Source organism: Pseudomonas sp. SG-MS2 (genome assembly GCF_009933855.1).
GTDB lineage: Bacteria > Pseudomonadota > Gammaproteobacteria > Pseudomonadales > Pseudomonadaceae > Aquipseudomonas > Aquipseudomonas putida_E.
In genome coordinates, this window is the sequence record NZ_MOMO01000004.1 from 15,935 (window position 1) to 40,544 (window position 24,610).

20 protein-coding genes are annotated in these 24,610 nt (G+C 63.3%); 13 read left to right on the forward strand and 7 right to left on the reverse strand.

Going from position 1 to position 24,610, the window contains the following annotated elements; genetic code table 11:
* The first annotated feature begins 111 nt into the window (after positions 1 to 111).
* The 10 genes from BLX42_RS00295 (at position 112) to BLX42_RS00340 (ending at position 14,211) form a co-directional block, all read left to right on the forward strand.
* Positions 112 to 2,466 carry a tetratricopeptide repeat protein gene (locus BLX42_RS00295; RefSeq protein WP_161870903.1) on the forward strand — a complete coding sequence of 785 codons (2,355 nt, stop codon included), beginning with the start codon at positions 112 to 114 and terminating at the stop codon, positions 2,464 to 2,466.
* A gap of 104 nt (positions 2,467 to 2,570) precedes the next feature.
* Positions 2,571 to 3,545 (forward strand): MoxR family ATPase, encoded by a 975-nt coding sequence (locus BLX42_RS00300; protein WP_161870904.1) that lies wholly within the window; start codon positions 2,571 to 2,573, stop codon positions 3,543 to 3,545.
* Positions 3,546 to 3,558: 13 nt separating this feature from the next.
* Positions 3,559 to 4,500, forward strand: coding sequence for a DUF58 domain-containing protein (locus tag BLX42_RS00305; protein WP_161870905.1), 942 nt, complete (start codon positions 3,559 to 3,561; stop codon positions 4,498 to 4,500).
* On the forward strand, positions 4,497 to 5,006 hold the full coding sequence (locus tag BLX42_RS00310; RefSeq protein ID WP_115274934.1) for a DUF4381 domain-containing protein: 510 nt from the start codon (positions 4,497 to 4,499) through the stop codon (positions 5,004 to 5,006). Before BLX42_RS00305 ends, BLX42_RS00310 begins: the two co-directional genes overlap by 4 nt.
* The gene (locus BLX42_RS00315; RefSeq protein WP_161870906.1) at positions 4,993 to 5,985 is read left to right on the forward strand and encodes a VWA domain-containing protein; all 993 of its coding nucleotides are present in this window, start codon (positions 4,993 to 4,995) and stop codon (positions 5,983 to 5,985) included. Before BLX42_RS00310 ends, BLX42_RS00315 begins: the two co-directional genes overlap by 14 nt.
* A gap of 1 nt (position 5,986) precedes the next feature.
* The gene (locus BLX42_RS00320) at positions 5,987 to 7,585 is read left to right on the forward strand and encodes a VWA domain-containing protein (protein WP_161870907.1); all 1,599 of its coding nucleotides are present in this window, start codon (positions 5,987 to 5,989) and stop codon (positions 7,583 to 7,585) included.
* Positions 7,582 to 8,886 (forward strand): BatD family protein, encoded by a 1,305-nt coding sequence (locus BLX42_RS00325; protein WP_161870908.1) that lies wholly within the window; start codon positions 7,582 to 7,584, stop codon positions 8,884 to 8,886. The genes BLX42_RS00320 and BLX42_RS00325 overlap by 4 nt, the downstream gene beginning before the upstream one ends.
* Positions 8,887 to 8,931: 45 nt before the next feature.
* A complete protein-coding gene (locus BLX42_RS00330) occupies positions 8,932 to 9,933 on the forward strand; it encodes an HAD family phosphatase (protein ID WP_161870909.1) in 1,002 nt (333 codons plus the stop codon).
* A gap of 99 nt (positions 9,934 to 10,032) precedes the next feature.
* The gene (locus BLX42_RS00335; protein ID WP_115274929.1) at positions 10,033 to 11,598 is read left to right on the forward strand and encodes an arylsulfatase; all 1,566 of its coding nucleotides are present in this window, start codon (positions 10,033 to 10,035) and stop codon (positions 11,596 to 11,598) included.
* An 84-nt stretch (positions 11,599 to 11,682) separates the two neighbouring features.
* Complete coding sequence (locus BLX42_RS00340; protein WP_161870910.1) at positions 11,683 to 14,211, forward strand: fused MFS/spermidine synthase; 2,529 nt, start codon at positions 11,683 to 11,685, stop codon at positions 14,209 to 14,211.
* A 25-nt stretch (positions 14,212 to 14,236) separates the two neighbouring features.
* Here the strand turns inward: BLX42_RS00340 and BLX42_RS00345 are convergent, their stop codons facing one another.
* From BLX42_RS00345 to BLX42_RS00360, 4 genes are read right to left on the reverse strand one after another with little or no spacing between them, the layout of a single operon-like run.
* On the reverse strand, positions 14,237 to 14,791 hold the full coding sequence (locus BLX42_RS00345) for a membrane integrity-associated transporter subunit PqiC (RefSeq protein ID WP_196998176.1): 555 nt from the start codon (positions 14,789 to 14,791) through the stop codon (positions 14,237 to 14,239).
* 17 nt (positions 14,792 to 14,808) lie between these two features.
* Positions 14,809 to 16,464: an intermembrane transport protein PqiB gene (locus BLX42_RS00350; protein WP_161870911.1), complete on the reverse strand. Its 1,656-nt coding sequence runs from the start codon at positions 16,462 to 16,464 to the stop codon at positions 14,809 to 14,811.
* Positions 16,445 to 17,089 carry a paraquat-inducible protein A gene (locus BLX42_RS00355; protein ID WP_161870912.1) on the reverse strand — a complete coding sequence of 215 codons (645 nt, stop codon included), beginning with the start codon at positions 17,087 to 17,089 and terminating at the stop codon, positions 16,445 to 16,447. The genes BLX42_RS00350 and BLX42_RS00355 overlap by 20 nt, the downstream gene beginning before the upstream one ends.
* Positions 17,086 to 17,682: a paraquat-inducible protein A gene (locus BLX42_RS00360; RefSeq protein WP_161870919.1), complete on the reverse strand. Its 597-nt coding sequence runs from the start codon at positions 17,680 to 17,682 to the stop codon at positions 17,086 to 17,088. The genes BLX42_RS00355 and BLX42_RS00360 overlap by 4 nt, the downstream gene beginning before the upstream one ends.
* A gap of 230 nt (positions 17,683 to 17,912) precedes the next feature.
* Between BLX42_RS00360 and BLX42_RS00365 the strand changes: the two genes are divergently transcribed.
* Together BLX42_RS00365 and aspT are read left to right on the forward strand one after the other, a co-directional pair.
* The gene (locus BLX42_RS00365) at positions 17,913 to 18,590 is read left to right on the forward strand and encodes a DUF3313 domain-containing protein (protein ID WP_161870920.1); all 678 of its coding nucleotides are present in this window, start codon (positions 17,913 to 17,915) and stop codon (positions 18,588 to 18,590) included.
* A 90-nt stretch (positions 18,591 to 18,680) separates the two neighbouring features.
* A complete protein-coding gene (aspT, locus tag BLX42_RS00370) occupies positions 18,681 to 20,369 on the forward strand; it encodes an aspartate-alanine antiporter (protein ID WP_161870913.1) in 1,689 nt (562 codons plus the stop codon).
* Here aspT and BLX42_RS00375 read toward each other — a convergent pair.
* Positions 20,362 to 22,014 carry a mechanosensitive ion channel family protein gene (locus BLX42_RS00375; protein ID WP_161870914.1) on the reverse strand — a complete coding sequence of 551 codons (1,653 nt, stop codon included), beginning with the start codon at positions 22,012 to 22,014 and terminating at the stop codon, positions 20,362 to 20,364. The two genes, aspT and BLX42_RS00375, sit on opposite strands and share 8 nt — an antisense overlap.
* A gap of 207 nt (positions 22,015 to 22,221) precedes the next feature.
* Here BLX42_RS00375 and BLX42_RS00380 point away from each other — a divergent pair, with 207 nt between their 5' ends.
* Positions 22,222 to 22,839: a dTMP kinase gene (locus BLX42_RS00380; protein ID WP_161870915.1), complete on the forward strand. Its 618-nt coding sequence runs from the start codon at positions 22,222 to 22,224 to the stop codon at positions 22,837 to 22,839.
* Between the two features lie 13 nt (positions 22,840 to 22,852).
* Here the strand turns inward: BLX42_RS00380 and BLX42_RS00385 are convergent, their stop codons facing one another.
* Together BLX42_RS00385 and BLX42_RS00390 are read right to left on the reverse strand one after the other, a co-directional pair.
* Positions 22,853 to 23,797, reverse strand: a complete 945-nt coding sequence (locus tag BLX42_RS00385) for a PDR/VanB family oxidoreductase (protein WP_161870916.1) — start codon at positions 23,795 to 23,797, stop codon at positions 22,853 to 22,855.
* Positions 23,794 to 24,610: amidohydrolase family protein (locus BLX42_RS00390; protein ID WP_161870917.1), on the reverse strand; the 817-nt coding region annotated here is incomplete at its 5' end. The genes BLX42_RS00390 and BLX42_RS00385, both read right to left, overlap by 4 nt.

Genomic DNA, 24,610 nt, shown 5'->3' on the forward strand with positions numbered 1-24,610 from the left:
CCGGGTGGGAGCTGGCTTGCCAGCGATGGGCTGCGTAGCAGCCCTGATAACCCTGACTGACTGGCATTGCGCCCAACGGGCCGTTTCGAGCATTGACCGTGGAGCTTAAGGATGGGGCGTTGCAACGAAGGGAAAGGCGCGTTTTGGCATTTTGGTATTGGCTGGTCCCTGGCTGTTCTGATCACGTTGTTGCTCGGCCCGAACGCGATAGCGTCTGCCGCTGAAAGCCCTGGCCAGTTGCCGGGGCCTGCAAAGGAAACCGAAGGCTATGTGGCGACCGCTACATGCCTTGGCTGCCACACCACGCAGGCCCAGGCCTGGAAAGATTCGGACCACGGCTGGGCCATGCGCGAGGCTACCGAGGCCAACGTGCTGGGCAATTTCAAGGACGCCGCCTTCGATGAGGCTGGAGTAAAGGCCCGCTTCTTTCGCAAGGCAGACGGTTTTTTCGTCAATACCGAGGGTGAGGATGGGCAGCCGGCAGACTTCCAGATCCTCTACACCTTCGGCCACTACCCGTTGCAACAGTACCTTGTGGCGCTGCCCAGAGGGCGCCTGCAGGCTCTGACCATCGCCTGGGACAGCCGGGCACAGGGCGAGGGCGGGCAGCGCTGGTTCTCACTGTATCCAGGGCAACGTTTTGCCCCCGACGACCCCTTGCACTGGACCGGCCGCTATCAGAACTGGAACGGCATGTGCGCTGATTGCCATTCCACGCGGCTGCTCAAGCAATACGACGATCGTCAGGACAGCTTCGCCACCACCTGGAAAGAGCAGAATGTCGGCTGCCAGAGCTGTCACGGGCCGGGGCAGGCGCATGTCGACTGGGCGAAGCAGGCCGCGCCGGGCGACCACGCCCAAGCGTCGGCCAAGGACATGGGCCTTGCGGTGGACTACAAGGCATTGGGCAGCCAGGGCCAGGTCGAACAGTGCGCATTCTGCCATAGCCGCCGGCAAACGCTGGGCGTTGGCCAGCTGCCCGGCCACCCGCAGCTTGACCAGAGTTTGCCGGCCACCTTGCGCACCGGCCTCTATCATGCCGATGGGCAGATTGACGGTGAGGTATACGAGTTCGGCTCGTTCACCCAAAGCAAGATGTACGGCGCCGGGGTGGGGTGCACCGATTGCCACAACCCGCACACCAACAAGGTGAAGGTCGAAGGCAACGGCCTGTGCCTGCAATGCCACAACGGCAATCCACCGGTGGCGCGCTTCGCCTCCCTGCAAGCCAAGGACTACGACACGCCGGCTCACCATCATCACGCGCCAGGCAGCCCTGGCGCACAGTGCGTGAGCTGCCACATGCCGACCAAGACCTACATGGTGGTCGACCCACGGCGCGACCACAGCCTGCGCATCCCGCGGCCGGACCTGGCAAGCAAGGTCGACAGCCCCGATGCCTGCACCGCCTGCCACACGGACCAGCAACCGGCCTGGGCGGCCAAGGCCATCGAGGGGTGGTTTGGCGAGCCGCGTCGGCCGGTGCTGTTTGGCGAGGCTTTCCAGGCGGTACGTAATGGCGACGGCATCCCGTTGAGCCTGTTGGGCACGGTGCTGGCCGACAAGGGCAAGCCAGCCATCGTGCGCGCCACTGCTGCCGAACAGATGGCCGACCTCGGCCCACAGGCTCTAATCAGTCTGGGCTGGGCGTTGAAAGACCCGAGCCCGCTGGTGCGTGCCTACGCGGTGTCGGGGTTTGTCAGCGTGCCTGCGGAGCAGCGCCTCAAGCCGCTGTTGCCATTGCTTGAAGACCCCGCCCTGGCGGTACGCGATGAGACCGTCCGGGCGTTGGCCGATGTGCCTAAGGCGCAGGTGCCTGCCCAGTCTCTGGACGCGTTCAGCACTGCTCTGGCCGACTATGAGACGCGCCTGCGTGGCAATGCGGACCTGCCCGGCGGGCGCTTGAACCTGGCGGTGCTGCTGAGCAGGCAGGGGCGGCAGGGCGAAGCCATGGACCAATACCGGCAGGCTCTGCGGCTGGACCCGTACTTTGTGCCTGCGCGCGTCAACCTGGCCAACCTTGCAACGGGCGAAAATCAGCTGGATGAAGCGGAAAAGGTCCTGCGCGCAGGCGTGGCACTGGACAAGATGCCGGCCACCGATCGGGGCAACCTGGCTTACATGCTGGCCTTGCTGCTGGTGGAGCGACGCCAGCCCGAAGAGGCGCTGGGCTGGATGGAAACCGCGGCTGTCGCGCTGCCGGGCAACACGCGCATTCGCTACAACCAAGGCCTGTTGCTGTCACGCATGAACCGTCGGGATGAAGCGTTGGTGGCCTTGGAACGGGGCCTTGAGCAGGCACCGGACAACGCCGACCTGCTGTACTCGCTGATCTACCTGCATGCCTTGGCCGGTGAGCGCAGTGAGGCCTACGCCTATGTGCAGCGCATGCGCAAAGTGGCCCCCGATGACCCGCGCCTGCAAGGCATCGAGCCCTATTGGCAGAAGTACGAAACTACCAACTGAGCTGGCGTTGGCGAGGCGAGCGTCTAGATTTACCTCGTCGCCTACAGCAGTTGCGAACATCCAGGGGCCTCCTGCCGAGGCCTCGACTGACTAGGATCGGATCAGTGGATATACGCGAGCAGATAGCAGCGCTTGAAGCCGGTGTGGCGCAAAGCGTACTGGGCCAGGCAGATACCATCCGCCATGTGATCCTCGGCTTGCTGGCCAACGGTCACGTATTGTTGGAGAGCCTGCCGGGGCTGGCCAAGACGCGCACGGTCAAGGCCTTGGCCACGCATCTGGAAGCCAGCATGCGGCGCATCCAGTTCACCCCCGACCTGCTGCCATCGGACATCACCGGTGGCGAAATTCTGCAGCAGACCGCGCAGGGCAACGAAATCAAGTTTCAGCCCGGGCCGTTGTTCGGCAACGTGATTCTTGCCGACGAAATCAACCGGGCACCGGCCAAAGTCCAGGCTGCCTTGCTGGAGGCCATGGAAGAGCGGCAGATCACCGTGGCCGGGCAGAGCTACCCGATGTCCGGGCTGTTCATGGTGCTGGCAACCCAGAACCCGATCGAGCAAGAGGGCACGTACCCGTTGCCCGAGGCGCAGATGGACCGGTTTCTGATGAAGCTGCAACTGGACTATCCCAAAGTCGAGGATGAGACCCAGGTGCTGCGCCTGGTGCGCAACGAGGAACAGCAGGCCGGCCGCCCGCAGCAGGCACCTGAGCGCCTGGCCCAAGAGGTGGTGTTCGCAGCGCGCAGCGCTATTGCTGGCATACAGGTAGCGCCTGCGCTCGACCGTTACCTGATCGACCTGATCAATGCCACACGCCACCCCACTGAGCATGACCCTGACCTGGCGCGCTGGATCAAGATCGGCGCCAGCCCGCGTGGCGGCATCAGCCTGGACCGGGTGGCCCGGGCCCATGCCTGGCTGGCAGGGCAGGACTTCGTCACCCCTGATGACGTGCGTGCGGTGGTGCACCCGGTGTTGCGCCACCGCCTGCAGCTGTCTTACGACGCGGTAGCCGATGGCATTGGCCCGGACCAGGTTATCGACCGGTTACTGGACACAGTGGCGATCCCGGCCTGAACGGAGCAAGCCGATGCAACCGACCCAGGACGGCTTCGTCCATGCCTCGCTCAGCCAGTTGATGGCGTTCGAACACCACGCACGCGGCTTGAGTTTCGTTGCCCGCCAACCGCTGGCAAGCATCCTGGCGGGCAACCATGCTTCGCGCCTGCGTGGCCGGGGCTTGAGCTTCGACGAGCTGCGCCGGTATATCCCGGGTGACGACCTGCGCCATCTGGACTGGCGTGCGTCGTTGCGTTACGGCAAGCCGTTCGTGCGCACCTTCACCGAAGAGCGCGATCGGCCAACGCTGCTGCTGGTCGATCAACGCATGAGCATGTATTTCGGCTCACAGCGCAGCTTCAAGTCGGTCACCGCCGCAGAGCTTGCGGCGTTGTCGGCATGGATTGCCCTGCAGGCCGGTGACCGGGTAGGCGGGCTGGTGTTCGATGACCAGCAGGTGGTGCACATCAAACCGTTGCGCAGCCGCGCACGGGTACAAGCGCTTTGCGCGGCCGTGGTGCGCAGCAACAACCGCCTTAGCGCAGATGGCCCGGACAGCGAGCATGAGGGGCAACTTGACAACATGCTGCGCACGGCCATCGGCATCGCTGGGCATGATGCCCTGGTCTGCATCATCAGTGACTTTGCCGGGGTGTCGGAGCAGACCTTGAAGCTGCTGCGACAGTTGAGTGCGCACAATGATGTGATCGCCATGCAGGTGTACGACCCTATCGCGCTCGACGTGCCGGACAAGGGGCGGTTGAGCGTGACCCAGGGTGAAATGCAAGTCGAGCTTGAAGTCGGGCGCCGCCAGGTGCACCGGCCATTGGGCGATTTCCTCTCCGGGCGCCTGCAGGCAGTGGCCCAGTTGCTGCGCCGCAGCCAGATCCCCCTGATGATGATCAGTACCGGCGAAGAGGTGCTGGGCCAGGTGCGACGCGAACTGGGGCGGCTGTCCGGAGGTGCCCGATGAGTGTCCGGCCGCCGCCTCCCGCCATCGACCAGCTCAAGGAGCTGCCACTGCCGGTGCCGCCGTTCAGTTATACCCCGCAAACCTGGGGCTGGGCGGTAGTGCTGGCGATCGTGTTGGTGGCCGGGCTGGTCTGTGCCGCCTATGCCTGGCGCCGTTGGCAGCGCAACCGTTATCGGCGTGAAGCGTTGCTGCGGCTGGACGCACTCGTGGCGGCACTCAACACCCCCGAACAGCGCTTGCCGGCCCTGCGTGAATTGCCGGAACTGCTCAAGCGGGTTGCGCTTTCCATGCCTGATGCGCCGCCGGTGCAAAGCCTGTCAGGCCAGCATTGGCAGGGCTTTCTTCAGCAAAGGGCACGCTTTGCCTTGCCGGTGCAGTTTGCCGCGCAACTGCACACCTTGGCCTATGCACCTGACCTGCAGGTGCAAGCGATTGACGATCAAGAACTCAGCACCTTGGTGCACACCTGCAGGCGCTGGATCGAGGTGCATCATGTGGCAGTTTGACTACCTCTGGGTGTTTTTGCTGCTGCCCTTGCCTTGGCTGGCCTACCGCTTCATGCGCCCTTATCGCGAAGCGCACAGCGCACTGCGGGTGCCGTTTTTCTTCGCCATGAGCCGTGCCGTGAACCAGCTGCCGGGCACCTCGCGAAGGTCGGGCGGGCGCTGGCAGGCGCTCATGAACCTGCTGGTATGGGGCCTTCTGGTGGCCGCCTGCGCGCGGCCGGTGCTGGTGGAGAAGGCTATCGAGCACAACCAGCCGATCCGCGACATGTTGCTGGCGATCGATATCTCCCAATCCATGCAGGCCAAGGACTTCACCGATGCCAATGGCCGGCAGGTGGACCGGTTGACGGCAGTCAAAGCGGTGGTGCGCGACTTCATCGCCCAGCGCAAGCAAGACCGCATTGGCCTGATCGTCTTTGGCACCGGTGCCTACCCGCAGGCACCCTTGACCCTGGACCACGCCAGCCTGTCGCTGCTGCTGGATGAGGTCGGGGTCGGTATGGCCGGGCCGAATACCGCGATCGGTGATGCCATTGGCCTTGCCATCAAGCTGCTGGACCAGGCCAAGGAGCAGGAAAAGGTGATGGTGCTGCTCAGCGATGGCAATGACACCGGCAGCGCGATCACGCCCGAGCACGCGGCGGCCTTGGCCCGAGAACGGGATATCGTGGTACATACCATCGGTATCGGCGATCCGCAGGCCAGCGGTGAAGACAAAGTCGACCTGCAGGCGCTTGAAGGCATCGCACGCACCACCGGTGGCAGGTTCTTCCGGGCCGATGACCGGGGCGCGCTGGCCCAGGTATATGCCACGCTCGACCGGATAACCCCGCACACGGTCAAGACCTTCAGCCATCAGCCCAAGCGTGACCTGTTCTGGTGGCCGCTGGGCGCCGCCCTGCTGTTGCTGGCCCTGAGCCACAGCCTGGCTGCCATAGCCGGCCCTTTGCGGGCGCGGCCTGCGCAGGGGAGGCTGTGACATGGACATCGACCTCAGTGCATTGCATCTGCTGCGGCCATACTGGTTGTTGCTGTGGATTCCGGCGGCGCTGTTGCCTTGGGCCTGGCAGCGGCGCCATGACCTGAAACGGCAATTGCAAGGCGTCATCGCCCCGCACCTGGTGCAGCATTTGATCATCACGCCTGAACAACGCCAGCGCGTGCGGCCTGTGCATTTGCTGGCAACACTGCTTGGCCTGGGCGCCTTGGCCGCTGCCGGGCCGACATGGCAGCGGGATATCCCGGCGTTCGTCGACAACCGTGCGCCGTTGATTCTCGCGCTGGACCTGTCGCCGTCGATGGACGCCGACGATGTCCCGCCGAGCCGTCTGCAAGCGGCCAAGCACACCCTGCACGACCTGGTGATGCGCAGGGCGGGTGCGCGCACGGCGCTGATCGCCTATGCCGGCAGCGCGCACCTGGTACTGCCGGCTACCGAAGACCCGCACTTGCTCGACACGTTCTTGCAGGCGCTGAGCACTGATTTGATTGCCAAGCCCGGCAAGGACGTGGCGGGGGTGATCGAGGTAGCCAAACGCTTGCTGGCGGCCGAGCAGGTACCCGGCACGCTGGTATTGCTCACCGATGGCGCTGATGCAGGGCAATTGCCAGTGCTTGCGGACGCGCTCAAGGGCAGCGACCTGCAGGTGATGGTGTTGGCAGTCGGCAGCCACGACAGCGGTGTGCTGCACGACGCCCAGGGCCGTGCCCGAATTGCCGCCGACGGGCGCCCGCTGCAGGCCGATTTCGACCAGGATGGCTTGCGCCAGTTAGCCAAGGCTGTCAGCGCCCCGTTGGGTAGCCTGACCTTGAATGACGATGACCTGGACTGGATCGAACTGCATGCGCAGCAGCATTTTCAGGCGGCCCAGGGCGACCCGCAGCAGGTGCACTGGAAGGACGCCGGGTACTGGCTGTGCTGGCCACTTGCACTGATTGCACTGTTGTGCCTGCGCCGTGGCTGGCAGGTGCACTGGATGGCCACTGTGCTGCTGGCGCTGCTGTTGGGCACTCAGCCGCAAACGGCGCGGGCCGGGCCTGTTGCCGATGCGTTCTTCACCCCTGACCAGCAGGGGCGCTGGGCCTTTGAGCATGGTCATTACCCGCAGGCTGCCGCGCACTTCAGCGACCCTTACTGGAAAGGCCTGGCCGCCTACAGCGCCGCCGACTATGACGTTGCCTTGGCCAGCCTGGGCAAGCTCGACACCGCACAGGCGTTTTTCTACCGGGGCAACATCTACGTGCGCCAGTTCAAGTTTCCCCAGGCGGTCCAGGCGTATGAGCAGGCATTGAAACGGCAGCCGACGTTTGCCGAGGCCAGTGCCAATCTTGCGTTGGCACAGGCGCTGCTCAAGGACTACGAAGATCAGCAAAAGGCGGGCACGCCGGACGAAAAAGCCGACAAGGTGGTGGAGGACCAGACACCCTCCACAGGCGCCAAGCAGAAGCAGCAACTTACCCCGCAGGCGGCGTCAGATCAGGTTTGGCTTAATAACCTGACCACCTCGCCGGCACAGTTCCTGCGACGCAAGTTCCTGCTTCAGGATGCTTCACGGCAAACCGCGGAGGGCACACCATGAGGCGCTTGCTGTTGCTGCTCCCACTCTGCCTGCCATTGCTCGCGGTGGCAGCACCCGAGGCGCGGGTGCAGGCTCGCCTGGTGCCGGCCGGCGACACGGTGGTGGGCGCCACGCTCGAGTTGCAGGTCGACCTGCTGGTCGACACCTGGTTCACCCAGCCGGCGGTGCTGCCGGCCATTGGGTTGCCGGGTGCCGCAGTGAGCGCGCCTGGCGGCGAAGCGCAGCATTTGAACGAACAACTCGATGGCAAGACCTTCTTCGGCCTGCGTTATACCTACCAGATCACCCCGCAAACGGCACAAGCCTTCACACTGCCTGCTCAAACTTTTCAGGTATTCCCGGGCCAGTCGGACACGCCGGTCACGCTCACCAGCGAGCCGCTGGCATTCGTTGCCAAGGCCTTGTCCGGTGACGTTACCGTGCACCGCCTGGTCGCGCGCAAGGTCAGCCTTGAGCAACAGACGCAGCTGTCGCATTCACCGTTGCGTGCAGGTGACAGCATTACCCGCCGAGTGCTGACGCGTGCCGAGGGCGCCCAGGCGATGCTGATACCGCCGCCGCCATTGGTGGAGATCGAGGGCCTCAAACGCTACGTGCAAACCCCCCGTATTGCGCCGCTCAGTGATGGCAGAGGGGGCTCGAACGGTGGCCAGCGCGAGGACAGTGTGAGCTATGTGGTAGCCGCCGCAGGTGACTACCAGCTGCCCGCGATCGAGCTGCAGTGGTGGGACGCTGCGACCGGTGAGGCCAGGCGAGCGACGCTACCCGCGATCGATGTCACCGTCATTGACGGCGGCTACAAAGCACCATTTTCCATCGACCAGGACCTGCGCGCGCTCGGCCGCGAGGCACAGTTGCGCCTGCCCGGCCACTGGCTGTGGGCGGCGGGTTTGCTGGTACTTGGCGTAGGGCTGAGCTATTTCGCACGGCCTTGGCTGCAGGCGGCATGGCGGTATTTCAAGGGCTGGCAAGCCGCGCGGCGCGAGGCGCGGTTGCAGTCGGCGGATTACGCCTGGCAACTGGCCCGCGATCAGCTTGCAGAAGACCCACCTCAACTGGGTGGCCTGTACTTGTGGGTTCGGCGCGTTACGGGGCAGCGCACGATGTCAGAATTTTCCTCAATTTTGCCGTCCTCATTGCGAATACGTCTACTAGACTGGCTCCAGAACCGCTACGGCAAAGGTCGCGAAGGCCAGCAGGCCACACCGTCGCTGAGCCCGATTCTGCCAGCGCTGCGGCGAGTGCCAGTGAGTGAACGGCAAGTCCGTCATCGCAAGGGTTTGAAACCACTCAACCCATGAGCATTTGGGCTGGACAGGGTAGGCAGCACAGAGGAGGGATACTTCATGCTCGACCTGCAACGCACACGCTGGTGGATTACGCTGTTGCTCCTGCTGCCCCTGACGGTGCAGGCCGCGAACCCGTTGCCGTCCTGGCGCGAAGGCACTTCACGCCAGGCCATCGAAGCCTTCGTCACCGCCGTGACCACCGAGGGCAGCAAGGATTATGTGCCTGAGGCCGAGCGCATTGCCGTCTTCGACAATGACGGCACCCTGTGGAGCGAACAGCCGCTGTATTTCGAAGTGCTGTTCGCCCTCGATGAGGTCAAAAGGCTGGCCCCGCAACACCCGGAGTGGGCCACCCAGCAACCGTTCAAGGCGGTGCTGGAGGGCGACCAGAAGGCCCTCACTGACAGCGGTATGGATGGCATTCTGAAGATCGTTGCTGCTACCCATGCCGGGGTCAGTACCGAAGACTTCATCGCCAACTCCCGGCGTTGGCTGGCAACGGCCGTGCACCCTCGCAGCCACAAGCCGTACACCGAAATGGTCTTCCAGCCCATGCTCGAACTTCTGCAGTACCTGCGGGCGAATGGCTTCAGGACGTATATCGTGTCGGGCGGTGAAGTGGCCTTCATGCGTGCTTTCGCTCAAGAGGTCTACGGCGTGCCGCCCGAGCAGGTGATCGGCACCACACTCGATGCCCGCTTCATCGATGACAACGGCAAGCTGTCCATTGAACGGCTGCCCAAGCTGCTGCACAACGACGATGGCCCGGGCAAACCGGTGAGCATCGACGCCCGCATCGGTCGCCGCCCGATATTTGCCTTCGGCAATTCCGACGGCGACCTGCAGATGCTGCAGTGGACCATGGCCGGTGACGGCAAGCGCTTTGCCGGCCTGGTTCACCACACCGACGCAACACGCGAATGGGCCTATGACCGTGACAGCCAGATAGGGCGCCTGGACAAGGCCCTTGACGCTGCCAGGGCCGGTAACTGGACCGTGGTCGACATGGCCCGGGAATGGCAGCGCATTTACCCATTCGATAGCAACCAGGCTCAGTGACAAAGAAACCGCAGGGGCACAGGGACCAGCCGAGCAGTAGGTCGAACGTGCACGTAGTCGTGGCACATGCCAGCAAACGTGATACGGAGAGATCGCCTAATGAAGTCCAGCAGAAGATGGATAACCACATTCGCACTAGCCGCCACAGCGGCGATGGGCGTGTGTACGGCCAATGCCGCGGAAAAACCCAACATCCTGGTGATATTCGGTGACGACATCGGCCAGACCAACATCAGCGCCTATGGCAAAGGGGTAGTCGGTTACCAGACGCCGAACATCGACCGCATCGGTAAAGAAGGCATGATGTTTACCGACTATTACGCAGAGAACAGCTGCACCGCCGGCCGGTCGAGCTTCATCACCGGCCAGACGCCTTTGCGCACCGGGCTGTCCAAGGTGGGCATGCCGGGCGTGCCGGTGGGCCTGCAGGACCGTGATGTGACTATCGCTCAGGCGTTGAAGGCGCAAGGTTATGCCACCGGCCAGTTCGGCAAGAACCACCTGGGGGACCGCGACGAATACTTGCCTACCAACCACGGTTTCGATGAGTTTTTCGGCAACCTCTACCACCTCAATGCCGAAGAGGAGCCAGAGCGGCCATTCTGGCCCAAGGATGACCCGGACTTCGTCAAGGCCGCCTCACCACGTGGGGTAATCAAGTCCAGTGCGGACGGCAAGATCGAGGACACTGGCGCCTTGACTCGCAAACGCATGGAGACCATCGACGATGAAACCACCCAGGCGGCGATCAATTTCATCGACAAACAGGTCAAGGCCGACAAACCGTTCTTTGTCTGGATGAACACCACACGCATGCATGCCTTCACCCATGTGCGTGAATCGATGAAAGGCCAGAGCGGGATGATCGGCAATGAATACGCCGACGGCATGCTCGAGCACGATGGCGATGTGGGCAAACTGTTGAAGACCCTGGACGACCTGAAGGTTACCGACAACACCATCGTGGTCTACACCACCGACAACGGGCCAAACCAGTGGTCGTGGCCGGACGCGGCAACCACGCCGTTCCGCAACGAGAAGAACTCCAACTGGGAGGGCGCCTATCGCGTGCCGGCGATGATTCGCTGGCCAGGCAAGGTCCAACCCGGGACGATCTCCACCCAGATGTTCTCCGGGCTGGACTGGTTCCCGACACTGCTGGCAGCAGCAGGCGATACAGGCATCAAGGACCGCCTGCTCAAGGGCACCGATGTGGGAGGCAAGAACTTCAAGGTTCACCTCGACGGCTACAACCAGCTCGATTACCTGACGGGCAAAACCGACAAGAGCGCGCGTAAAGAGTTCTACTACTTCAACGATGACGGTGTACTGGTTTCCATGCGCTTTGCAGACTGGAAACTGGTGTTCTGCGAGCAGCGGGCACCCGGTGGGCTGCAGGTCTGGAGCGAACCGTTCACCTGTCTGCGTGTGCCCAAGATGTTCAACCTGCGCATGGACCCTTACGAGCGTGCTGATATCGTCTCGGACCAGTACTACGATTGGCTGACCAAGAACGACTATCTGATCTTCCAAGGTACCCGCAAGGCTGCAGCGTTCCTGCAGACGTTCGTGGAATACCCGCCTAGCCAGCGTCCGGCGAGCTTCAGCATCGACCAGATCCGTGCTGACGTGGACAAGAAAATCGAAGAGAAAATGAAGAAGTAACGGCAATGCCCCGCGCCCGCCCTTGGCGGGCGCATTCTTTCCTATCCATTGCGGACCGGGTTTCAGGTCCGCTAAGGCTTATCGATGCCAGCAGCTGTGAACTCCGCTCGCGCTCATGCCCCTGAAACCACGGTAAAACAGACGCCGCTACAGCTGATGCTGCCAGCGGCGCTGTTGTTCGTCTCTGGCGGCGCGGCGCTTATCTACCAGGTACTGTGGGTCAAGCAGCTGTCACTGGTGGTGGGGGTTGAGGTGTATGCCATCACCGCTGGTATCAGTGCATTTTTCGCCGGTCTGGCGCTGGGCGGCCTGGTGTTCGGGCGCTGGGCCGACCGGCTGCGTCGCCCGGTCAAGCTCTATGCTGGCCTTGAATTGGCGGTGGCAGTGCTGGGAGTAGGGGCAACCCTGGCCCTGGCGCACAGCGCCGCGATGTTTGCCCGCCTGGAGGCAGGCGCAGGCCTGCTGGCCTGGTTGTTGCCCTTCACCTTGGTAGGGCTGCCGGCCTTCTTGATGGGCGGCACCTTGCCGGTACTGGTGCGTGCGCTGACCCCCACCGAGGGGCAGATGGGCGAGGCGGGCGGTTGGCTGTACGCCGCCAATACCGCCGGGGCAATCTGCGGCACCTTGTTGGCAGCATTCGTCCTGCTGCCGCTGCTGGGGGTTACCGGGGCCGCGTGCGTGGCCGCCGTGCTGAACCTGTTGGCCGCACTGGGCGCCTGGCTTGGGCGGGCGAAGGATGAGCGTGACCTGGCCCCTGGCGCAGCGGCATTGCAACCGCGCACGCCCAAGGCCAGGCTGGCCATCGCCCTGTATTGCGTGGCAGGCGGCGTGGCGCTGGGGTACGAGGTGGTGTGGACACAATCGATCGTGCAGTTCATGAGTACCCGGGCTTTTGCATTTTCCGTGGTGTTGGCCACTTACTTGACCGGGCTGGTACTGGGAAGCGCCGTGTACGCCCGGCGAGCGGACCGTATCCGCGACCCTTGGGGGTTGTTCGGGCTGCTGATCGCCGCCGCAGGCCTGCTGGCGTTGCTGCAGGTCGCCGGGCTCGGGCGTTGGCTGATCGTGCTGCAGACCGCCCTGGAAGCCCAGGTCGTGCAACTGACTGGCAACCAACTGGCAGGCATGTGCGCGCGCTTTGCCGCGGCGGCGCTGTGCGTGGTGTTCGTGCCTACCACGCTGCTTGGTGCGGCATTCCCCCTGGCCTTGCGCCTGGCCGTGGACAGTGGCCAAGTGGGCCGGGACGTGGGCACGGTCGTGGCGCTCAACACGCTGGGCGGTATTGCCGGGGTCATGCTCACCGGGTTTGTGCTGGTGCCTGAAGTTGGGCTGGTACGCACGCTGTTCGTGCTCGCCGTTGTTGCGGCAGCCGTCGGCATGGTGGCGGTATGGCGTGGCCAGGCCGTGGGCAAGGGCATGCGGGTGGCGGTGCTGGTGGTCGGTGCAGCAACCGTGCTCACTGGCGTGCTGACCCCGCCACAGCGGTTGGCGCAGCTGTTGCCCGGAGCCCGCAGTGGCGAGTTGGTGTTCTACGAAGAGGGCCGGGGAGGCACGGTGGCGGTGGTCAACCAGCAGCGCCAGGGCCAGGCCTTCAACCGCTTGTACATCCAGGGGGTGTCCAATACCGGTGACGCCATGCCGTCACTGCGCTACATGCGCCTGCAGGCATTGCTGCCGCTGCTGATACACCGCGGCGAACCCCGCTCGGCGCTGGTGATCGGTTTTGGCACTGGCATCACTGCCGGGGCAATGCTGCGCTACCCGGGCCTGGAGCACCCGGTGGTGGCCGAACTGTTGCCGCAGGTGCTGGCAGCGGCGCCGTTGTTTTCCGGCAATTACGATGCGGTCAACGACCCGCGCCTGGATATCCGCCTGCGCGATGGGCGCCGCGAACTGCTGCGCAGCGCGCAGCGCTACGACCTGATCACCCTGGAGCCGCCACCGCCGTCCGCAGCCGGGGTGGTGAACCTGTACTCGCGTGACTTCTATCAGTTGGCGGCCTCGCGCCTGGAGCAGTACGGCCTGGTCGCCCAATGGCTGCCGTTGCCTACCCAGAACGACGAGGATAGCCGCTCGCTGGTGCGCAGCTTCCTTGATGTGTTCCCCCATGCGTCGTTGTGGACCACCGAGTTTCACGAAATGCTGCTGATCGGCTCGGCATCGCCGATGGCACTGGATGTGCCGCGCATCCGCCAGCGTTTCGAACAGCCTGAAGTTGCCGCTGCACTGGCGCAGGTTGGCGTGGGGTCGGTCGATGCGTTGCTGGCCACCTGGGTGACCAACCGAGAGGGCCTGGAACGCTACGCGGGTGATGCCCAGCCGGTTACCGATGACCGGCCGCGCATCGAATATGCACCGTGGGTCCGTCCGCGGGAGATCACGCGGGTGCTCCCGGCGTTGCTTGCACTGCGCGTACCGCCGCCTTTGGAAAATGCCGGCCGCGCCCAGCAGGGGGCGGTGGAAGATGAGTGGCAGCTGCTTCGGCGGTTCTACGGCTTGTCATTGCTGGCCTATAACGGTAACCGCCAGGCCTGGATGCGTGAGGCGCGGGCATTGGCGCCGATGACCGCGCAGAACCCCTACATGCGCTGGTTCACCGGCGGTGAGCGTTAACGCACCGCCTTTGACTCAATGGCTATCAGCGTGAGGCGGGGCAGCCAGCGTTTGGCGACATGGCCGCCTGGCTGATCATGGCCACCAAGCGCTTGACGTTGGCTTGCTGGGCGATCACCACCTCATCGATGCTGCCACCAGATGCGGTTTGCAGGGTGCTGCGACAGGTCAGCTGGATATTGGCCTCCCGGGCCCGCAGGCGCCACCGGGCGTCCAGCAGCGCATACTGCCCAGGCACCGAATCGAAGCGCTGTACATCCACGCGCAAGGACAGCTTGTGTGCGGCGCGCACAGTGCTCAGCTGGTCGACCAGGGCGCTGCGCAACTCATCCACCAGGGTGGCGCCCCACCATTGGGTTTCCAGGATGGCCAGGCTGCTGTCGCCTTGACGGATGACCAGTTGGGGCCGGTCAACCTGCGGCGGTACGCTGACACCTTCGATGAGGATCTCGTCTGGGGCCGTGTGAGAGGAGGGTGCCGGCTGTGCCGGCGTGAGGGTGTGGAACTGGATAGGGTCACTGCGGCAGGCGCCCAGCGCCATCAGCGCGACCAGCAGGGTAATCCTTGGCAACGGGGTCATGCTCAACACTCCTGTGGTCATTTGCGTGGCGGCCCTTGCAGGTCCATTGGCGCGGCGTTGTCCGGGCGGCCACGGATCAGCGACTCGGGGTTGCGGCCCAGGTAGTCGGCGAGTTCGCGCAGCGAGCGCGACATACGGCCGAGCTCGTCGAGGGTTTGCGTCAGTTGCTCCCGTTGCGGCGAATCTTCGGCCAGGGTCGAGTTGGCCGATTTGAGGGTAGTGCTGACTTCGGCCAAGGTGCTCTGTACCCCCGGCAATGTCTTGCCATTGAACTGTGTAAGGCTCTTGCGCAGCTCGACCAGGTTGGCGTCCAGGTTGCTGGCGATACGTTCCAGTGGCAGCCGGTTGACCTTGTCGACCATGGTCTGCAACTGCTCCTGCAGCAGCTCCAGGCTGCCTGGAACGGTAGGGATCATCACAGGTCGGGCAGTCGGGTCGAAGGCCACTTTCTCCGCTTTGGGGAAGAAGTCCAGGGCGATGTACAGCTGGCCCGTGAGCAGGTTGCCACTGCGTGCCTGGGCGCGCAGGCCGTTGTCGATGAACGTCCCCATCAGTTTGGCGGCGGACGCTTCGTCATTGGGATCGTGCTGCAGGGCCTTAAGCATCTTCTCGTGCGCCCGGCCCAGGCGCTGGGGGTAGATCACGATGCCGACATTGACCGGGAAGCTGCGCTGCTTCGCATCGAAGTCCAGGTTCACCGATACGACGCGGCCAATCTCTATGCCCAGAAACTCTACCGGTGCCCCCACTTTAAGGCCGCGCATCGCCTGGTCGAAACGCAGTGCCAGGTACTGCGCCTTGCCAGCAGGCGGTGCCAGCGCACTGCTCTGGTCGGCGAACAGCTCGAAGCGCTGGTCTTCGCTGGCGACGGTGTCGTTGGGGTTGAAGTCCGGTGCGCGGAAGGCGATGCCGCCGACCAGAATGGAAGATAGCGATTCGGTCTTGAGTGCGAAGCCGTTGGCGCCGACCTCTACGTCAATCCCACTGGCGTTCCAGAAGCGGGTATTGGCGGTCACGAAGGCATCGTTGGGTGCGTGGATGAAGACCTCTACGTCAACCCCTCTGCCTTCCTTGTCCAGGGCGTAGGCGACCACCTGGCCGACCGGGATCTTGCGGAAATACACAGGGGAGCCGATGTCCAGCGAGCCCAGGTCCTGGGTGTGCAGGGTGAAATGCTTGCCGGGCTCGCCGTAGGTGATGGGCGGTGGGTTTTCAAGGCCGATAAAGTGCTTTACGCGGGTGTTCGACTGACCGATGTCGGCTCCGATGTAATCGCCAGAGAGCAGGGTGTCTATGCCCGACACACCACCGGCACCGATGCGTGGGCGGACCACCCAGAACTTGGAGTCCTCACGGGTGAAGCCCTCAGCCTCTTTATCGAGCTTGACGGTAGCATTGACGTTCTTCTGGTCACTGCTCAGGGCCACCTCGGTAACATGGCCGATCACCACATTGCGGTAGCGGACCTCGGTTTTATTGGCCGCCAGTCCGGCGCCGGTCTTGAAGGTGAGGGTGATGGTCGGGCCTTCCTGCATGACGTTGTGCACCACCAGCGAGAGGCCGACAAGCACCGCCACGATCGGCACGATCCACACCAGTGAGAAGCTGAACCGACGGGTTTTAACGGGTGCCTTGCCCGGCACGGCTGGGCTGTCATTGCTGGATGGATTCATCCATGAGCTCCTTGTCAGGTGGCGTGTCCCAGATCAGGCGGGGGTCGAAACTCATCGCTGAAAGCATGGTGAACACCACAACCATGCCAAAGAACAGAATGCCGGGGCGCGGCTCGATATCGCCCAAAGCCTGGAATTTCACCAGTGCCGCAACCAGCGCCACCACCAGCACATCGAGCATCGACCAATAGCCGATCAGTTCAACGAACCGGTAGAGCTTCGAGCGCTGCTGTTGCGCCCAGGTGCTGCCACGCTGGACCGTGATCAACAACATCGTCAATGCCATGAACTTCACCCCTGGCACGGCGATGCTGGCGATGAAAATGATCAGCGCGATGTCCCAGGCGCCATGCCCCCAGAACTCGATTACACCACTCATGATGGTGCTGTCGGCGCCACTGCCAAGCATCGTGGTGTTCATCACTGGCAGCACGTTGGCCGGTATGTAGAAGGCCAGCGCAGCGAACAGGTAGGCCCAGGTACGGCCCAGCGAGTTGGTCTTGCGCCGATGCAACGGGGCATCGCAGCGTGGGCACTGATGCGGTTCGTCGCGCATGTCGCAGGCCAGGCCGCAACTGTGGCACAGGCACAGGTTGAGCTCGGTGGCGGTTGGCGGCCGGTTCATGGCGTGTCCCACAGGTCGCGAATGTCACGCCCGGCAATGCGGATCATCAGCAGGCTCAGTGCGGCCAGTGCTAGCAGGCCGATACCCGGTAGCACATCGAGCATGCCGGCGAGCTTGAACACGGCCACCATCGCGCCCAGCAGGCATACTTCGAGCATGCTCCATGGGCGCAGCGTTTCCAGCCAGCGCATGCACAGTTTGAAGGCCGGTGAGCGGCGGGCGGTGAGGGCGTAACCCAGGACCCAGACGAGCAAAAGCAGTTGGAATGCCGGGGCGATGATGATCGAGATCGCCGCGACCATGGCCATGAAGGTAATGGGCCCCTGGCTCAGTGCCAGTACCGAATCCCACAACGTGGCGCTGTTCTTCAGCCCCTTCAGGCTGATGCTCATCACCGGGTAGAAGTTGGCGAACAGCCACAGCACCGCGGCCGTGAGCGTGAGCGCCAGGCGTTGCTCCACCGTCAGGCCGTTGTGCCGCTGCAGCACACCGCCACAGCGCGAACACAAGGTCTTCTGATGCTTGGCGAGCAAGGCTTTTTCATACACGCAGTCGCAGTGCTCGCAGATGATCAATTGCTCGGGTGGGGGCATCATGACGCTCTGGTCAACTTGAAATCAGGCCTTTGTGAATATAGAAGCGCTCCTGTATTAGGCAAATGTTCAGCGAACAATCTGTAAATCTGTCGGCCAGTTCATTGCGCCGGGTCTATAACTACCCTTGCTTGATTGCACTGCATCAGTGGTAGGAAGTGGCCACTGCCACGTTACATTTTCATGTCTGTCACGGCTTGCGCACGTGCGGCCATACAGGAGTTTCGGGAATGAGATTAGCGTTTTTGGCAAGTACGCTGTGTGTCGCTTCGCTTACGCTTGTGGGGTGCTCCAGCAAGTTGACCCAGCCGGATGAATATTCCGGTTTTCTAAAGGACTACAGTCGCTTGAAAGAAGCGGAATCACCTTCAGGCGCGCCGGTGATGCGCTGGGTCGATCCTCAGCTTGATATCAACAAGTACACCGCCTTCTATGTCGAGCCCAGCCAGCTGTATCCCAAGCCGCAACCAACCGAGAAAATCCCCCAGAGCACGCTGCAAGGCATCACCAGCTACTACGACACGGCGCTCAAACGTGAACTGGGCAAATCATTGCCGCTGGCCACCTCACCGGGTCCCGGCACCATTGTCGTGCGCCCGGCCATTACCGGGGTAAGCAGCAAGACCAAGGGTTTGCGGCCTTACGAAGTGATTCCGATCGCCCTTGTGGCGGCGGGGGTCAGCGCCGCTACCGGTATTCGCGACCAGGACACGACCATTGCCACGGAGGTGGCTTTCATTGACGCTCAGACCAACAAGGTCATCGCCCAAGGGGTGCGCAAGGGGGCTGGGCAGCAACTGGACAACAGCAGCCAGGTCATGCAGGCCTCGGATGCCAAGAAAGTACTCGACAGTTGGGCATCCGACGTCCATCAGTACTATCTGCAGATGAAGGCCAAGGCTAAATAGCCCGCTGTTTGCAGTGTACCCAGGCCTGTACTTGGACGCCGTCAATGGGTGTTGGAGTGCAGGCCTTTGCGCTTCCAGGGAGGTGCGGCAATGATCGAATTCATACTCCACGCCTTGCGTGCAAACCCGGAAATTGCCGTGTTCCTGGCCATTGCACTGGGTGTGCTGATAGGCCGGATACGCCTTGGCAGCTTCCACCTGGGCTCGGTGGCCGGCGCTTTGCTCATGGGCCTGGCCATTGGGCAGATCGGACTGGACGTTCCGCATGAGCTCAAATCGGTATTCTTTGCGTTGTTCATCTACGCGGTGGGTTTCAAGAGCGGCCCGGAATTCTTCGGCAGCCTCAACCGCGGCACCTTGAAGCTGGTGCTGCTGTCTGTGGTGTTGTGCGGCACGGCGTTGGCCACCATCCTTGCTGCGCACAGTCTTTATGGTTTCGATGCCGGCTTTACTGCCGGGCTTGGCGCTGGCGCGCTGACCGACACGGCGATCATGGGCACAGCCAGCAGTGCCATTGCCCAGCTCGCGCTCGACGAAGCCGCCAAGGCACAACTGAACAGCCACATGGCGGTGGCGTATGCCATCACCTATGTATTCGGCACGATTGGGTTGGTGGTATTCGTGGGCAGCATCGCACCGCGCCTGCTTCGCGTAGACCTTGCCGCCTCTGCCCGTGAGCTTGAGCGCTCGCTGGGTATCGAACAGGAGGACGCTGCTTTGGGCGTGCCCTACACGCGGATCGTGGTGCGGGCCCACAAACTGGCGGTGGCTGAGGCGGAGGGCATGAGCATTGCCGATATCGAGGCCTTGCACCGCAACCTCAGTGTCGAGCGGGTGGTGCGCGACGGTCGGGTGCTTGAGCGCGAAGCAAACGTGCGCCTGCAGCGTGGCGATGTGCTGGGCGTTTACGCATTACGTGAAGCCGTGCCAGCGCTCAGTCAGTGGATAGGACCGGAGGTGGATGACCCGCTATCGATGTCCTTCGCTACCCGTACGGCGCAGATTGTGCTCACTTCGCGCACCTTTGCCGGCAAAACCCTCCGCCAGATCAAGCAAGAACTGGTCGGCGCCACGCGAATGGGCTGTTACATCGTCGACATCACGCGCCAGGGCCTGGAGCTGCCGCTGTTGCCCGAGACGGTGCTGCGCCGTGGGGATGTGATTACCCTGACCGGGCGCACGAGCAGTGTCGAGGCCCTGGCGGGGCAGGTAGGCCGGGTGCGCCAGAACCTTTACAAGAGCGATATCGCCATTCATGCGCTTGGTCTGGTCGTGGGGTCATTGCTCGGCATGCTGTCCACGCACATCGGTATCATCCCTGTCGAACTCGGTGTGGGTGGCGGGGTATTGCTGGTTGGCCTGCTGATCGGCTGGTACAACTCGCGCCACCCTGACTTCGGTGCGTTACCGCCGGCGGCGCAATGGGCATTTTCGGAGTTCGGCCTTACCGCGTTTGGCGCTGTGGTAGGGTTGCTGGCCGGCCCGGCCGCACTGGCCGCGATCGAAACGCAAGGCCTGGCATTGCTGGTTTCGGGCGCGGCGGTAACCTTGATCCCCCCATTGGTGACCTTGTACTTCGGTTATTACGTGCTTCGTTTGCACCCGCTGATCCTGTTCGGGGCCTTGGCCGGGGCGCAAACCGAAGCGGCGTCGATGAACAAGATCCTCGAGCAGTCCGGCAGCAACACACCCGTGATCGGGTTCACTGTCTGCTATGCCATTTCCAATGTACTGCTGGCGGTCTGCGGGCCGGTAATCATTGCGCTGACGGTCAGCTGACCGGACCCTCTCCAGGGATTTGGGGATTGGCCGGGGCGGTATGCCACTGCTCTTTGGGTACCCACTTGGCCTGTTCCGGGTCGCCCAGGTAATGCGGTGACATGATCTGCACGCCATATTCGTTGAACACGTCCTGAATGTTGGCGTGCAACAGGCTCAGCAGCAGGGCGCGCGGCCTGGGTTCAGAGGGAATGGCCTGCGCAACCAGGCGGTACTCGGGGTAGAAATCCGACAGGGCCGTCTGGAACACCTGTGGCTTGGGCTCCTGCAGTACGCCTTCGGTGCGCCGTGCGGCTTCCAGCAGCATGGCTTCTACCTGGCGCCAAGGCGTGTCGTAGCCGATGGTGACAACCGTGTCCACGACATAACCTTGCCCTTGCACGATCCGCGAGTAGTTCTTGGTCACCGCCCCAGTAATCATGGAATTGGGCAGCGTCAGGACCTCACCAAGCCCGGTTCTGATCGTGGTGGTGAACATGCCCACTTCGGTCACTGTCCCTTCGTACTCGCCCACCCGGACGAACTCGCCGACCCGAAGCGTACGGGTGTAGGTCAGGATCAAGCCGGCTGCACCCTGGCCAATGACGCTGGTCGCGCCCAGTGAAATCATCAAACCGATCAACACCGACAGCCCTTTGAAGGCATCGGTGCCCGAGCCGGGCAAGTACGGGTAGGCCATCACCAGCGCGAACAGCCAGATGGCCAGTGAGGTCAGGCGCATGGTGGGTTGCAGGGTTTCGGCTGTAAGCCACGACAAGGTACCCGGGCGGGCCATGCGCCGTAGTACGCGCTTGGAGAAGGCGCTGATGCCGCGGGCGATGAAGAAGATCGAGATGGCCACGGCAAGGCCCGGCATGGCGCGCAGAATGCCGCTGACCAGGTAATTGAACAGCTCCATCAAGTGGACATTGAGGCTTTCGCCCCAGGAACGGGTGTACGGGAACTGCGACAGCACGAAACCCAGCCACTGGTAGCAGAGCAACAGCACAACCAACCAGTACAGCAGCCACAGTGAGCGGTCGATCAGGTAGTAGAGGTTTTGCATGTCGAACAGCTGGGTATGGCCGACCTTGAGGCGTTCGGAGTGCTTGCCCATCAGCTTGGGCAACAGCCCCAGGAGCTTGCGGCGACTAAGCCCTGCGGCCTTGAGCAACAGGAAGAACACCAAGGTGGCGGCCGCCGAGTAGCCAAGGGCCGTCAACAGGAACTTCAGGCTGCGTGCCTGGCGCGTTTCCTCTACCACCAGGCGCAGGTTCTCGGCAGCGCGTTCGGCAGCCTCCCTTGGCGTTATGTCGTCGGCAGCGGCATCGAGCGGTGTAACGATGAATGCGCGACGGCCGCCCAGCAGCACCAGATAGCTGTTCAGGATAGGGTCGGTCCTGACCTTGAGATCGTCGTTCTCCTGCAGGGTTTCTTCGATCAGGCTCTTGGCACGCTGGGCGCGTGCCTTGGGAGTTTCACCCAGCAAGGTAGAACGAAAGACGAACACCGTGCGGTTGATGACCGTGAGTGCGGCTGGTTCGGCGATGACGCCCTCGACGCCTGTGGCGGGCTGAGCGCTGTCCGCATGGAGGAGGGGAGAAACCATCATGTGCAACCCCAGAATCAGCCAAGCCGCCCATCCTGAACAACGCTTGATCCCCATGCTCCACTCCCGGCGCCTGCGTGCGAATTGCTTCCAGCATAGCCGGATTCACGCAACCTTCAGTGGTGTTGCAAAGGGGCGGTTTTATTGACTGATGCGCACGTCACCGCGCTATAGAATGTTCACCACTGTCTTACGTGAAGGAATCAAGATGCCGTTGCACGATATGCCCCCTGCAAGCGCTGCTTGTCATGCGTTGTGTGAAGCATGAGCCGTTCGCTGTTCATTTCCATGGACGGGCCCAAGGGCACCGGGAAGACCACACTGTTGGAGGCCGTCACCCAAGCACTACGGGCTGACGGCCTGAAGGTCATCCGTATCTGTGAGCGCAAGAGTGACCCCTTCAGGGCGCAAACCATGGCCCTGGTCAACCAGTTCGTCAGAAACCCCAGCCCGGAGCTTGAGCTGGCGGTTTGTGAGCGCTTTGCCCAGAGCCGTGCCTGGATATCCCAGCACGTGCTGCCCAGACAACCGCCGGGCAGCATCATCCTGATCGACCGCTGGTACCCGTCGGAAGCCGCGTTTCGCCGGCTGATCCCGTTCCCTGAGATCCTGCGCCTGAACATCGCCAGTAATGTGCGTGTACCCGACCTGAGTGTGGGGGTCGTCACCGCTCCGGATATTTCATGGGCGAGGGCGACGGCACGTACGCGCGGGTTGAGCAGCACGGTGATGCACAGGTTCGAAGAGCATGTGGCTTGTACCCAGGCCTTCGAGCGAGCCGTCGCAGATAACGGCTGGCTGTTGTGCCGCAATGAAGGAACGATCGAAGACGCTACGCTGCAGGTGGTTTCAGCGATTCACCGCGTGCTTCGATGCCCTTAGAGCGTGCCTGCTTTCAGGCGTCCAGCACCAGGCGCGCACTGCGCGCCACCGAGACGCACGGCGTGATCCATTCCCCGCTGCTGCGTTGAACCTCAGTCAGGCACTCGTCACGGTGCTCTGGCTCGCCCTCGATAACCCGGCACATGCACGCACCGCAAATGCCCATGCCGCACGAGATGGGCAGGTCCACCCCGACCCGCGCAGCGGCCTGCAGCAGGCTTTCGCCCGCTTGTACCTGGACTTCCCGCTCGCTGCGCTGTAACACCAGTGTGCAGCTGGAATCGGCCTGGGCTGCGGGTTCGGCAGGTTTGAAGTGCTCACGGTACAGGGCCGACGCTGGCCAGCCGTGGGTAAGAGCGGCCTGCTCCACACTGTCCATGAACCCTGCGGGCCCGCAGCAATACAAGCTGGCGTGGGGCTGCCAAACGGGCAACAGCTCGCTCAAGGCTTGCTTGATCTGCGCAGCGCGCAAACCGCTGAAGACTTCGATGGGCAGGTCCTGGCGCTGGACCAGCGGCAGCTGTCGCACGTCTTTGGTGAAATACAGCAGGCGCACCGCGCGCCCTTGCGCCAGGCATTGGCGGTACATCGGCAGCAGGGGCGTGATGCCGATCCCGGCAGCCAACAATGTCACTGGGCCCGCCCCCGGTTGCAGGGCAAACAGGTTGCGCGGGGTGCCGACCTCGATCCGTGCGCCCAGACGCAGGTGCTCGTGCAACCACTGTGAACCGCCGCGCGAGGCAGGCTCACGCTTGATGCCCAGGTACAGATGGCCCTCTTCGGGCAGGCTGACCACGGAGTATTGGCGGACCAGGCCGTTGCCCAGGCGCAGGTCGACATGGGCGCCGGCCGCCCAGCTCAGCGGCAGCGGTGCGCCGCCCGGAGTGCCGAGTTCGACACCCAGCACGTCGTCAGCTTCCAGGCGCAAGGCGCGTACCTGCAACGAGGTCCAGCTCATGCGCGCACCCCCGCAGCCCGCTGCAGGCGCAGCACGGCCTCACGGGCTTGGCTACCCAGTTCGGCGAGGTCCAGGCCGGGGATCGTGTCGTTGTCGACGCTCAGGCGCCCACCTACCAACAACGCGCGCAAGGTCGGCCGGCCACCGCCCACCACTGGCGCAATTCCCGGGTCGTGCAAGCCGAAGTAGCGGGGCTGGTCCAGGCGGTAAACTGCCAGGTCCGCTGCCATGCCAACCTCCAGCGTGCCAAGCGCGTTCAGCCCCAGCACCTGCGCGCCACCGGCGGTTCCCCAACGCACCACGTCTTCCACGCTGGCGGCATGGGCGCCGCCTTCCAGTTCGCCGCCTGCATAGTCGGGCAAAGCCCGCTCGCCGGCCTTGGCCCGTTGCATCAGCCAGGCGGCGTGGGTTTCGCTGATCATGTCGCAGGCTTCGTTGGAGGCTGCGCCGTCCACACCGATCGAGATCGGCATGCCTGCCGCTTCCATGGCAAGGATATCGGCAATGCCGCTGCCCAAGCGCCCGTTGCTCTGCGGGCAGTGGGCAATGCCGGTACCGGTGGCGCCCAGTAGCCGGATTTCCTCGGGGCTGAGCTTGACCAGATGGGCGAACCACACGTCTGCGCCAAGCCACTCGTGCTCCGCGCAGAACGCCACGGGTGACAGGTTGTAGCGGCGCTGGATTTCGTTCTGGTACTCCACCGTTTCGCTCAGGTGGCTGTGCAGGCGGATGCCCAGCTTGCGTGCGGCGCGGGCGGTTTCGCGCAGGTGCTCTGGCGGCATCGAGTAAGGCGGGCTGGTGGGCGCCATCACC